The sequence below is a fragment of the bacterium genome (assembly GCA_013360195.1).
Taxonomy (GTDB): Bacteria; Electryoneota; RPQS01; order RPQS01; family RPQS01; genus JABWCQ01.
Genome location: JABWCQ010000006.1, coordinates 138,610 through 151,132, shown reverse-complemented (window position 1 = coordinate 151,132; position 12,523 = coordinate 138,610). Strand labels below are relative to the sequence as shown.

Annotated in this window: 11 protein-coding genes; 4 read left to right on the top strand and 7 right to left on the bottom strand. The window is 54.7% G+C overall.

What is annotated here, in order from left to right; translation table 11 throughout:
• Positions 1-39: 39 nt before the first annotated feature.
• From arsS to HUU59_06370, 3 genes are read right to left on the bottom strand one after another with little or no spacing between them, the layout of a single operon-like run.
• Positions 40-1,071: an arsenosugar biosynthesis radical SAM protein ArsS gene (gene arsS / locus HUU59_06380; protein ID NUO19061.1), complete on the bottom strand. Its 1,032-nt coding sequence runs from the start codon at positions 1,069-1,071 to the stop codon at positions 40-42.
• Complete coding sequence (locus HUU59_06375; protein NUO19060.1) at positions 1,068-1,784, bottom strand: DUF547 domain-containing protein; 717 nt, start codon at positions 1,782-1,784, stop codon at positions 1,068-1,070. The genes arsS and HUU59_06375 overlap by 4 nt, the downstream gene beginning before the upstream one ends.
• Positions 1,777-2,526, bottom strand: a complete 750-nt coding sequence (locus HUU59_06370) for a TIGR04283 family arsenosugar biosynthesis glycosyltransferase (protein NUO19059.1) — start codon at positions 2,524-2,526, stop codon at positions 1,777-1,779. Before HUU59_06370 ends, HUU59_06375 begins: the two co-directional genes overlap by 8 nt.
• Positions 2,527-2,611: 85 nt before the next feature.
• Between HUU59_06370 and HUU59_06365 the strand changes: the two genes are divergently transcribed.
• Complete coding sequence (locus HUU59_06365; protein ID NUO19058.1) at positions 2,612-3,295, top strand: TVP38/TMEM64 family protein; 684 nt, start codon at positions 2,612-2,614, stop codon at positions 3,293-3,295.
• Positions 3,292-4,797 (top strand): mercuric reductase, encoded by a 1,506-nt coding sequence (locus HUU59_06360; GenBank protein NUO19057.1) that lies wholly within the window; start codon positions 3,292-3,294, stop codon positions 4,795-4,797. Before HUU59_06365 ends, HUU59_06360 begins: the two co-directional genes overlap by 4 nt.
• Here the strand turns inward: HUU59_06360 and HUU59_06355 are convergent.
• Entirely contained in the window at positions 4,774-6,150 is a 1,377-nt protein-coding gene (locus tag HUU59_06355; protein ID NUO19056.1) for an MFS transporter, read from the bottom strand. The genes HUU59_06360 and HUU59_06355 overlap by 24 nt on opposite strands.
• 103 nt (positions 6,151-6,253) lie before the next feature.
• Positions 6,254-6,697 carry a MarR family transcriptional regulator gene (locus HUU59_06350; protein NUO19055.1) on the bottom strand — a complete coding sequence of 148 codons (444 nt, stop codon included), beginning with the start codon at positions 6,695-6,697 and terminating at the stop codon, positions 6,254-6,256.
• Between the two features lie 723 nt (positions 6,698-7,420).
• Between HUU59_06350 and HUU59_06345 the strand changes: the two genes are divergently transcribed.
• Positions 7,421-9,706 (top strand): lamin tail domain-containing protein, encoded by a 2,286-nt coding sequence (locus HUU59_06345; GenBank protein ID NUO19054.1) that lies wholly within the window; start codon positions 7,421-7,423, stop codon positions 9,704-9,706.
• 78 nt (positions 9,707-9,784) lie between these two features.
• On the opposite strand, the gene HUU59_06340 is transcribed toward HUU59_06345, so the two are convergent.
• On the bottom strand, positions 9,785-10,813 hold the full coding sequence (locus HUU59_06340; protein NUO19053.1) for an Ig-like domain-containing protein: 1,029 nt from the start codon (positions 10,811-10,813) through the stop codon (positions 9,785-9,787).
• Positions 10,814-11,051: 238 nt separating this feature from the next.
• On the opposite strand from HUU59_06340, the gene HUU59_06335 reads away from it, so the two are divergent.
• Positions 11,052-11,744, top strand: coding sequence for a Crp/Fnr family transcriptional regulator (locus HUU59_06335; protein ID NUO19052.1), 693 nt, complete (start codon positions 11,052-11,054; stop codon positions 11,742-11,744).
• 95 nt (positions 11,745-11,839) lie between these two features.
• Here the strand turns inward: HUU59_06335 and HUU59_06330 are convergent, their stop codons facing one another.
• The gene (locus HUU59_06330; protein NUO19051.1) at positions 11,840-12,364 is read right to left on the bottom strand and encodes a hypothetical protein; all 525 of its coding nucleotides are present in this window, start codon (positions 12,362-12,364) and stop codon (positions 11,840-11,842) included.
• Positions 12,365-12,523 lie beyond the last annotated feature (159 nt).

Below are 12,523 nucleotides of genomic sequence, written 5' to 3'. Positions count from 1 at the left end.
CTGGTCAATTCCCGTCAATACCGCTCACGACCGCGGCGTTCAGGCAAGACTGCCTCCGCACGAACTCCCCGCGCCTGCCGTGCAGCCGTAGCAATGATTTCTCGTCACGATTTCCCGTGTATGCAATCCCGCCTGCCACTCCGAAATGTGCTTCGGCATGCCGTGATTCACCCGCAAGTCAAGCATCTGATTGAAATCACAATCGTACAAATACCCTTGCCAGTCCACCGATATCAGCGTCTTGCACATCACTCCCGCCGCCGCATGCGGATTGAATGCGGTCACCAGCTTCTGCATATACTCCTCGTATCGCCCGCTCGTCAGCAGAAAGTCCAGAAATCTACCGATAGGCATATTGGTAATGCAATACAATTCGTCAAACACGATGCCGTGCTCGCGCAGCAATATCTCCTTGTATTGCTCCTGCAACACAGACTGGTTCGGCGCAATGGACGGTCCTCCCGGATTGTAAACCAGATTCAGCTTCAGCCGCCCCCCATTGCCGTAGCCCAGTGAGTTCAATAGCTTCAGCGCCGTGATGGATTTCTGAAACACTCCCTCCCCGCGCTGCTTGTCTGTGTTTTCCTGTGTGTAGCACGGCAGCGAAGCGATGATTTCCACCTCATGCTGCGCCAGAAAACCCGCCAGCTCTTCCTGCGGCCGTGTCAACAGTATCGTCAGATTACATCGGTCCATCACGTGCCGTCCGCGCACCCTGCACTCCTCGACAAACCACCGGAAATGCGGATTCAGCTCCGGCGCGCCGCCCGTGATGTCCACCGTTCCGATTTCCTGCGTCTCATCCAGCACCCGCAAACATTGCTCGAATACCTCCCGCGGCATCACCTCTTTCCGGTCCGGCCCCGCGTCCACATGACAATGTTCGCACGTCTGATTGCACAGCCTCCCCACATTGACCTGCAGCGTGGTTATCCCGCTCGCCCGCAACTTCCCGTCACCGAGCACCGCCAGCCGCCGCTCAAACCGCTCCCAAGGCACATTCTCTTCCAGAATGCGCAGTTGCTCTCTTGTGTCCGCAAGCGGATTCTTGACAGCCAGCATACTCTTCATTGCCCGTTCAAACTCCAATCATAATTCGTGTACTCAATCCTCGTATCCTTCTTCACCTCCGGATAATACATCTGAAACAGCGTCCGCACCCCGTCGTTGTCGTCAAAATCCTCCTTGAACCACTTGAAGATGGGAGACACATGCAGCACACCCTCCTCAATTCGATTCTCGTCCGGACGCTGCGTCAAAAACTGCCGCTCCTGCTCGGCCAGCTGCTGATTCAATCTCATATCCACGTACACCTCCTGCCGCAGCGTCGGACATCCCTTCGCCGCGCACACAATCGCAAAATGGATTCGCGGCTCCTTGAAATCCGCCCGCAGGATGTCGTGCTCAATCATCCCCAGCGAAGCCTCATGCTCGAACAGTCTCACGAATTTCTTGTTCCACGGACTCGAGAACAACCCACCGATATCCTGGATACTCTCCACCGGCCAATGATTCAAAATGAGCTGGATCGCCGCTGCGTTATAGAGATTGATCATCAGCGCCAGCTTCTCGTTCTTCGTGAACGCGCGATACTGCTCAAAACTCACTTCGCCGATAGACTCAATGTATGCGTCCAAATCCTCCCTGTCCTTCACCAACTCCGAATAATTCACCCGCCCGTCTTTCACATATTGGTCATACACCCCCTGCAGCCGGGAATGCGTATGGTCAAATGCAAACGCCTGCGCGCAGATGAGCACAACCATGCACACCAGCCTACACATCCGCTCCGCCTCCCTGCTCCTCCAGCGGACGGAATTTCTTCTGCATCTCCTCCGCGCTCTTTCCCCGGTAATACCACCACAGCGTGTTAAAGTTCATCGCCATCGCCTTCATCGTGCCCAGCTTCTCATATCGCCGCGCCGACGTGACCAGCGGCTCTTTCATCAACGTTGTCTTGCCGTGCTTGGCAAGCTTCCTCTGAAACGCGAAATCCTCCATTACCGGCCAATCCGGAAATCCTCCCAACTCCATGAACACCGGTTTCCGAACAAAAAGACCCTGGTCACCCCAGGGCATCGAAAACACTCGCGACCGGATGTTCGCTCCGTATGCAATCGCCCGCAAACTCAAACTCGAACGGTCGAATTTCAACCGGAACGCTCCGCCCGACAGCTCCGGACGATTGTGCATCACCTCAAGAATCTTCGCCACACTGTGCCGCGGCGGCTCGCTGTCCGCATGCAAGAACCACAATATGTCCCCCCGTGCATGCTCCGCACCCAGATTCAACTGCCTGCCCCGTCCCGCACCCGTCACAAGCACCTTGTCCGCCCAAATCTCCGCCTTGTCTCGCGTATGGTCCAAACTTCCCCCGTCCACGACAATCACCTCCGGACGCGGCTGCTCCAACGCCAGAAACTCCAGCAGCTTCGGCAGCCGCTTCTCCTCGTTCAGCGTCGGAATGATTACACTCACCGACTCACTGAACGGCATCGCAGTGACATTTATCCTTGCAGCGGCCATTTCGGTTCACTATCTTGCATAGACAAGTAATATACCCAAACGCAAACGAAAGCTCAAACGTATTATCGTGCACAATCGCCGCCGAATGACTTATGTGAGATGGTTACTCACCGCTCTGGTAATAACCTCCTTAATCTATGTTTTCACGGCATTTCCCGTTGGCGATTGGTTGAAACATGAGCTCGACAAAATCTCCCGGTTGGGTCCACTGGGCTACCTCTGGTTTACCCTGTTGTATATTCTCGCGACCGTCGCCGGATTTCCCGGCTCCATTCTCACACTCGGTGCCGGTGCCGCCTACGGGGTTCTCATCGGCTCCGTCTTGGTTTCCGTCGCCGCCACCCTCGGCGCCGCAGCCGCATTTCTGGTCGGCCGCTATCTTGCCCGCTCCGTCGTCGAACGTCGCGTCGCCCAAAACCCCCGCTTCCGTGCCGTGGACAAAGCCGTCGGCCACAAAGGTTTCAAAATCGTCTTTCTCACCAGACTCTCGCCCGTCTTCCCCTTTGTGCTGCTCAACTACATGTTCGGAATCACGCGCGTTAAATTTTCCGACTACGTTCTCGCGAGCTTCCTCGGCATGATTCCCGGCACAATTCTCTATGTCTATCTCGGCTCCATTGCCGGCTCCCTTGCCACCGGAACTCTCCCGGAGTCGCCCGTGCGCAAAGTGTTTACCTTCGCCGGATTGTTCGTCACCCTGCTTGTCACGTTTTACGTCACCAAAGTCGCGCGCACCGCCCTGCGCGGCGTGGAAGGACCTGCCTCATGAACTCCACCGCACAACTTGTGTCTCCTGCCGATACACACAACCTCGAGCTGCTCGCCCACCTCCGGCCTGAAACCTACCTCAATCCCGTTCCGCAGAGCAAATACAATCTCGTCGTCATCGGCGGCGGCACTGCAGGCTTGGTCACCGCCGTCGGAGCCGCTGGTCTCGGAGCTAAAGTTGCGCTCGTCGAAAAACATCTGCTCGGCGGTGATTGCCTGAATGTCGGTTGCGTCCCGTCGAAAGCTCTCTTGCGCTCCGCTAAAGCCGCTTACGAAGCTCGCCGCGCCGCCGAGTTTGGTGTGAAAGTTTTTTCACACCAGATTGACTTCCCCGCCGTCATGGAGCGTGTCCGCAGACTCCGCGCGCACATTGCTCCCCTCGACGGAATTCACTCCCTCACCCAAAAGGGAGTGGATGTCTTTCTCGGTGAAGCGAGATTCCTTGACTCCTCAACCGTTGAGGTCGCGGACCGCAAACTCACCTTTGCCCGCGCCGTCATTGCCACCGGAACCAGCCCCGCGATCCCCGATATTCCCGGCCTGAAAGATTGCTCTCCACTCACCAATGAGTCGCTCTTCGATCTCACCGAACTTCCACCCTCTTTGGCTGTCCTCGGTGCGGGTCCCGTGGGCTGCGAAATGGCTCAAGCCTTCGCCCGTCTCGGCAGTAAAGTCACTCTCTTTGAATTGAAAGACCGTCTGCTCCCGGCGGAAGACCCCGAAGCGTCGGCTCGGCTGCTCGAGTCCTTCACCCGCGACGGCATCACCTGTCATCTGGGCTGCGCCAATCTCTCCTTCTCTCGCGCTGAAACCGGAATCGTTGCGGCGTGTGTTCTGAACGGTCAAAAAATTACCGTCGAAGTCAATCAAGTTCTCGTTGCCGCCGGACGGACACCCAACACCGGTCACATGCAGTTGGACAAGGTCGGAGTCCACACGACTCGCGATGGCATTGCAGTCAATGAGCAGCTGCGCACCACCAACTCCCGGATTTTCGCCTGCGGTGATGTCTGCTCGCAATACAAATTCACACATGCCGCCGATGCGCTCGCGCGCTTGGTCATTGGCAATGCGCTCTTTTTCAGCAGTGCCAAACTCTCGGACCTCAACATTCCCTATTCCGTTTACACCTCTCCCGAGGTCGCGCACGTCGGACGTCATGCGCACACTGCCGGAAACGAATGCTCCGTCATTCGCTTTGAGTTAACTCACCTTGACCGCGCGCTTCTCGATGGCTCACCGGAGGGTTTTGTCAAGATTCTGCACGACAAGCAGGGGCGGATTCTCGGTGCGACCATTGTCAGCGAACATGCGGGCGAGCACATCGCGGAATTCGTCCTGGCCATGAATCACAATATTTCTCTGTCTAAACTCGCATCCGACATTCACCCCTATCCCACGTACTCTGAAATGATAAAAAAATGCGGTGACCTCTATCGCCGCACTCTGCTCACTCCCACCGTAGCCAATTTGCTCTCCTCAATTCTTAAGTGGCGCCGCTAACTCGCGGTTCATGCTTCCCTCGCCTCGCCGCCACCTGTGCGCGTAAACGATAAAAATCGCGATTGGCATCAATGCTCCCGCGACCGCAAACGTGACCCGCATGCCGCGTGCAACCGCGTCAGGTGCTGTTGCGATCGAGTCCTGTATTCCCGAGGCCAGCGCGAAGACAGCACCTATCATCGAAGCTCCCGTGATAAGACCGAGATTGCGCGACAAGTTGAGCATTCCGGACGTAACTCCCCGCACATCTTCCGCCGCGTCCTTCATCACAGCGGTCGTGTTCGCCGTCTGAAACAGCGCGTATCCAAGAGTAACGACGATGATGCCGCCGATAAATCCGCTTACCCCGAACGTCATCGGAAGCAGAGACAAAATCAAGCAGCCCGCCGCGATTCCTGCAAGCCCGGTAACCGTCAGCAAATGTGTACCGGCTTGGTCAACAAGCCGTCCGGCCGGCACACTGCATAGCGAAACAACGATGGGCCCGACTGTCATGGCCAAACCGACTTGCCCCGCCTGAAGTCCGAGCGCCAGCGAAAGGTAAAAGGGTCCAACCACGAGCGTGGCCATTAATACCGTAGACACCAGCGCGCTGGTCGCGAGTGCTGCGCTTAACTGAGAGCCTCGGAGAAGGGATAGGTTGATGAGCGGCTTTTCTGCCCTCTTCTCTGCGAGCAGGAAGAGACCGGCTCCCAATACCGTGCAAATCACAAGCGCCAAGCCGAACACGATGTCCTTGCCCGTGCCGATTGTCATCGCCAGCGCATAAGCGGCAAGAGTGAACGCAAGCAGTGAGCTTCCCAAAACATCAACTCGCATGCGCGATTTGGATTCTCTTCTGCTGTCTGCGGGCAGATTGCGATAGGTGAGAAACAAGGCTAAAGTTGCTCCGGCTGCGGTGACATGAAATATCGCCCGCCATCCGAGTCCGCTGATCAAGACTCCTCCCAAAGTTGGGCCAAGTGCGGTGCCAAGCGCGGACATCGTGCCGAGCAAGCCTATCGCACTTCCGGTTTTCTCTTTCGCGATACTTCCTCCTGCAAGTGCAAGCGAGACTGCCATCATGATGGCAGCACCAAGTCCCTGCAATCCTCGAGCTGCTATTAAGATCCATAGCGAAGTCGCGGCACTGCATAGCACTGAGGCCACCGCGTAGAGGCACAGTCCGGCCAGAAGTAATCGTCTGTGACCGAACATATCTCCCAACCGCCCAACACTGACGATGAGAACCGTAATCGCGAGGAGATAGGCCAGAACAACCCATTGGATTCCCTGAAACGTCGCACCGAACGATTCGGCAAGGGTAGGCAAGGCAACATTGGCCACGCTGGTACCAAGTGAGGAAAGCAGCATTGAAAGGGACAGGCTCGCGAGTGCCCGTCGGTTGGTTTGTGTCCCATCAACCTGCAAGTCTCCGTTGACACTTCCGCGCGCGCTGCTCGCATTTATGCCGATGTTACTTCGGTTTGTTTTCAAGCGCCTTTCTCAGCAGGGTCACCGCTTGTGTTGCTTCTTCTATCGTGAGGCTGCCAAAGAAACTCTCCGTCATCTTCTCCCGCAGAGCGTGAATCTCACCGGCCTTCTTCTCTCCCTTCTCTGTCATTTTTACACCGTTCCTGCGTTTGTCAGACCCGCCTCGCTGCCGTTCAATGTAGCCTTCCAGCTCGAGCCGTTTCAACCCTCTGCCTGCATTGCTTCTGTCAACATGAAGGTAAGATGAGAGCCGCTCCTGCTCGCAGACTCCTTCCTCTTCATACAGCGCGTTAAGCAATCGCGCCTCAGTATGATTCAGTCCGATGGTGGAGAACAAGCGTTCGCCGTCCTGGTATTTTCGCCGGGCCAATTCGCTGATAAGCTCGAAGAGTTGAGAAAAGCTGTTCACGTCCGATTGCGTTTTCATATCAAGTGAATGATTTGCTGTCTAAATTAAATGCGTGCGCACGCATATATTATAAGAATTCGAATCGTCAAATGCAAATGTCATTAATTATAAATTATTAATATGCTTACGCCAATTGTGTTTTCCAATCGCTTCGGACTTCCCCCTTCCTATTCCGTACCATGCCTCTTCAGATTTCCTTACCACTTCCTAAGTCCAATGCCACTTTCTCGTATCTTATAATTGCACATATGTTTACAACAATTGCGTTTTTGAGACACAATGACTTGACAGATGAAAGAATATATCTTATATTATGCACAGCTAAACACAAGCCCCTTCCCTCGGAACCCGACGGACATCGCGAACCGTGGCCGGCCCATCAATGAGCTGGGGAGGAGTGTTTCTCCGCAACCAACTGGCCTCTTCGCCTATATCAAGTAACCCCGAACGGGTGAACATGATCCACTGCGCGTACAGCCACCGGTTTATTGTTTTGCCGGACTATCGGGGGAAACTTCCTGCATCCCGAACAAAACAATTCGCTCTGCACCAGCTGCCAGCCTCTTACAATCGCTCACAATGTGAGTTAGTTGTAGGCTCATTCCGAAAACTTTCGAGAATTCAATTAGTTGACCTAACGGGTCAATTATGATGATGTTCTCACAACGGTTGTCACTCAGCAACGGTTTAACTATATTTAACCGACTTGCTATGGTTTTATCCCTGACAACCGGAGGTAACATGTCCCGTTTCTGGATGATTTTGGCGGCCCTGTGTTTGACCGCATCGCTCTCGTTCGCACAAGTCCCCGGCTCCGTCGTCATCACCGAAGTGATGTACGATGATACGGCCTCGACCGACTTCGAATGGGTTGAAATTCACAATACGACCGGCGCACCAATCAATCTCACGGATTGGGTGCTCCTCGATGACAGCGTCTATCCCGCCGACGGCGGCGAAGGCGCCATCATGATTCCCGTCGGCACGACGATCGGCGCGGGAGATTACATGGTTCTCGCCCGCGATAACACCGGAATTCCCGGTGCCGTCGTCTGCGTTCAAATTTCCAATACGTGGACTCTTGGCAATAGCGGCGACAATCTCGCTCTTTATTCCGCAGCTACGAATGGAACTTTGATTGACGGTTCTTTGACAGTCCAATTCCCCGATCTTGCCGGAACCAATCTCGGCAACTCGATTGAAAAGTGTGATCCCAATGCCATGTGGACCGGCGATGCCGCCGCTTGGCACGAATCCACAAACATCTATTCCGCCACCGGCCGCTACCGCAAGTGCACTCCCGGTTTCGCCAACAGCGCGTGCGCCGACGCGATTCCGCCTACGGTAGTTTCCTGTGTGTCCGTGACCAACACCACGATTGACGTGCTGTTCAGCGAGTCGGTGGAAATCACCTCCGCTGAAACCGAAGCCAATTACGATATTACTCCGGGAATCGGCGCGCCGCTCTCTGCTCTTCGTGACGGAACAAATCACGCCTTGGTTCATCTGACTGTTGCTCCGATGCCGAACAACAATTACACCGTGACGGTGAATGATGTCGCGGATTTGTGGGGCAATCTGACGGTGGACGGAATCTGCCAATTCACGGTGAACGTGACCGTGAATCCCGGTGATGTCGTCATCACTGAAGTCATGTATGATGACACCGCTTCAACCGATGCTGAATGGGTGGAAATTCTGAATCAGACCAGCACAACGCTCGATATTTCGGGCTGGGTGCTTTCCGATGACGATGTTTATCCCGGCAATGGCGGTGAAGGTGTCATTCAAGTTCCGGCGGGAACATTCCTTGCCGCCGGTGCGCGCGCGATTCTCAGCCGGGTCGATTTGCCCGTTATCACTGGAGAAATCATTTGCGCACCGGTGATTGGCTCCTGGACTCTCGGCAACAGCGGCGACAACCTCGCTCTGTTCACCGCGGCCACAGGCGGTCAGTTGGTGGATGGTTCGTTGACGGTTTTCTATCCCGACCTTGCGTTCGGCAATGCGGGCAACTCCATTGAGAAGTGCAATCCGGATGAAGGCTGGACGGGCGACCCGGCAGCATGGACGGAGACTCAAGTTTCTTTCGCACTTGTTGGCCAGTATCGTCATTGCACTCCATATGATCAAGGTTTCTGCTGCCCGGATCCGGCAGCGGGAACGATTTCTGTTTCCACGTTTGGTCCGCCGTGGTGGGAATACACTCTGACTCATGTCAGCGGCTGTATTGACGAAGTTGTCTTCACCAATTTCTGTGCGGGCACGGTTGGTTCTGTGACGGGCGAAGCGACGACTTTCTGGTCGGTGCTTCCGGGTGGAGACGGCAATGACGGTGATTCGATAATTTTCGTCGCGGCTCAACCGCTCAATTACGGCACGGTGACAGGTTTTGTTCTGTATCATCCGTGGTGCGATGACATTGTGAATTGGACGGCAGGCGGAAATTCGGGTTCGGTGGACGGCCCGCTGCCGGTTGAGTTCGGCAATTTCAGCGCAGTGGCCGGAAACGGTGAAGTGCTGCTAAACTGGAACACGATTTCGGAGTCAGAGCTTGAGAAGTTTGAAATTCGCCGTGACGGCATGCTGATTGCCAATGTGAATGCCCGGAACAGCGAAACCGGAGCGACCTACAGCTACACGGACGAAACCGTTGTCAACGATGTTGATTATACCTATGAGCTGTCGGTCGTTGGTTTGAACGGCGAGCGCAATGTGCTGGCCACGCAGTCGGCGACTCCGCGCAGCGGAAATTCGATTGTGACGGAATTTGCATTGCATCAGAACTATCCGAATCCGTTCAATCCGGAAACTTCGATTCGCTTTGACCTGGTTGAGAATTCGCTTGTGAACCTGACCATTTACAACGTCGCCGGACAGGAAGTCGCCACGCTGGTGAACGGCAACTTGACTGCCGGTTCGCACACCGTGAATTTCGACGGCGCGAATCTGACGAGCGGAGTGTATCTCTACCGCTTGACCGCAGGCGAGTTCACTTCGACGATGAAAATGGTGCTGCTGAAGTAATCAGCGAAGCTGTTAAATGAGCGGGGCGAACCGAAGTGGTTCGCCCCGTTTTTTGTTGCGGGCATTTTCCTCGGGAAGTCAGGGGAGATATTCGACGGTCACTTGCGCGGAATCCGTGGCCGTGATGCCGTGATGCTCGATTTCGGCAGCAAGCATGAATGTGCCGAATTCATTGAAGAAGTCCCAGTTGAGGGAGGTTTCGCCGTGCATGTCTGTGGGTAAGGGTTCGGTGAGAACGCCGCCGGAAAAGGAGAGTACGGGAAGAGTTCCGAGGATGGGTTGACCGAAACCGTCGCGCGCGATGAGAGTAACTCTGGTCATGCAGCTTTCATTGCTGTCCGCCCAGAGAACCGCGGGTTCAAGATAGACATGCAGTAAAGGCGGTTCGAGATAGGGAAACACTTCCACGTTGACGGAATCGCGGAGAACTCCGGAATTGGCGACGAGCCAGAAGGAGCCGAAATGGTCATGGAATGACCAGTTGAATTGAATCAGTCCGGTTGAGTCGGTTAGCGGAATCGCAGGAAGCACACCGGCATTTACGGAGATGTTTATGGATTGATTCGGGATGCCGCGATTGGCATTATCGACAAGCCGGACGGTTATCGAGCTGTAAACGGTTTCATCGGCGTATGCCTCAAGCTGCTGAGGAACAGCAGTGAGACTGAGAGCGGTACCTTGAGGCGGAGCCTGCCGGATGGAAAGGAATCGAGTCGCGGAGATATTGCCGACCGAGGCAAAAATGAACTGGTCGCCGACTTCACCGAAGGACCGGAAAATGAGATAGACACGCCCGAGGAAGTCAGTCGTGTTCAGAAGCAGCGAGTCGGAAAATTCCAAAACACCTAAAGTCGGGTCGTGGAGTGAGATGTCCACGGCTACACCGGACATGGCCGTTCCATTGTTACTCGATAAGATGATGATGACGGGAGTTGAAGGCAGCAATTCCGGGCCGATGAAAAGTGTATCATTCGGCACTCCGGTAATAATTTGAATGGAGCCGGGAAACGGAGCGGGGTCGCCGCAATCACAGGTCTGCGGATCTTCGCAGCCGATGAAACAGGTCAAGACGAGGAAAAGCGGGGCAAGCAGAAAGCGGGCAGTCATGATTCCCTCCAGAATCTGAATTGTCAAGCACTCTCAGGAACAGTGTGGCCACTACAAGTGAGGGGGCTCGGCTGATTTCAGGCGGAATCAAATACAAAGTATCGTTTTTGAATTTGAGTCACAAGTGCTTGTCCGGGTCAACGAAAGTGCGGGCTGCACCGAACTTGCAGGTCGAATCAGGAGTGCTATATTGATAGTGTAATTGAAGATGGCTATCCAATGTGCAGGATTGGAGACAATGGAAAAGAATACAATGCAGTTTGATGAGAGGTGCCGGATATGCAAGGGGCTTGCAGGCGAGCCGCTTTGTCAGGGATTTCTGGCGGAATCAGAACGAAGCCGTCAGCCGCGAGTGCACCGGCAGTATGCGGCGAGGCAGAAGCTGTTTATTGAGGGTGATCCGTCCATCTATGTGTTTTACATTCACGCGGGAACGGTGAAGCTTTCAAAGATGGGACTGGGAGAAAAGCCCGTGGTGCTGCGGCTGCTGGGTGCGGGTGACATGCTTGGCTACCGGGCTGTAATCACAAATGAGGAGTATGCGGCGACCGCAGAGGCGCTGCAGGATTGCACGGTTTGTGCGATACCGCGGGAGAGTTTTCTTGCCGCGCTGGAAACAAATCAGCGTCTTGCTTTGCACTTCGTCAAGCTATTGTGTTCGGAGCTTCGGGAGTCTGAGGAGTTGTGGCTGCACGATTCACAGGAGACGGCCCAGAAGCGGACGATGCGAGTGCTGGAGCGGCTTGCGGATGGCAACGGTGAAATCGTTACGGGCGGGAACAACCATACCAAACCTCTGCAGCGGTCGGAGATTGCGGAAGTGATCGGAATATCGAGCGAGACTTTCTCACGGATGCTGAAGAAACTTTCCGACCGAGGAATTGTGACGGTGGATAGAAATGTTATCCGGTTTGCGAAACCGTTGAAGTAAGCGAAGGGATATCAAATGCAAGCGGGGCGAACCGAAATGGTTCGCCCCGCTTTTTACTTCATGCGAACGGGCACAACATGTTGCGCCCCTATGAATCACTTTTTGGATTTCTTCCAGTTGTTGTATTGTTCGACTAAGTTACGAACATTTTCAACGTCTGAAGTGACTTCCGTCTTGTAGGTGATCTCCTTGGTGTCGGCAGTCCATTCGATGACTTCGGCATCACCGAGGGCCACGCCGGTGCCGTTGTGTTCCACGAGGGTTTCGTCAATGGCACCGGGAAGCAGGAGAATCGGCGCGGCGCCCATGTTGCTGAACGTGAACTCGACTTTGCCGCAGAGAACGCCGTCCTGCTCGAAGAGATCTTTCTTCGTGATGGTCCAATCGGGATTTTCACCTTCAAACGTTTGGCCTTCGAGGTAGTCGGTCACGAGTGTGCCGAAGTCTTTGAAAGAGACATCGCGCTCTTCTTCATCACTCGAATGAATGTTGTAGAAGAAGATGGAGCCTGAGCCGGTGCCGTCAGCATTGAGCTTGAAGGTGTAGGTTTTGTTCTGCACGTTCAGGCAGCCGACGGAGAATGCGGCAATCAGGAGAAGGATGGGGAGAAGTTTCTTCATAGGACCTCGGTATCTAAAATTGGAAAAAGGAAATTTGAAAGAGGAAAAGGGGCACCCGCGGCGGGTGCCGCCGCGGAGAATTCATAACTCCCTCCGGAATCTTGGTGAAGTGCTCTCGTCAAGGGCAAGGGTTTGCCGTTGGTGAGGGGGCTTCTTGGG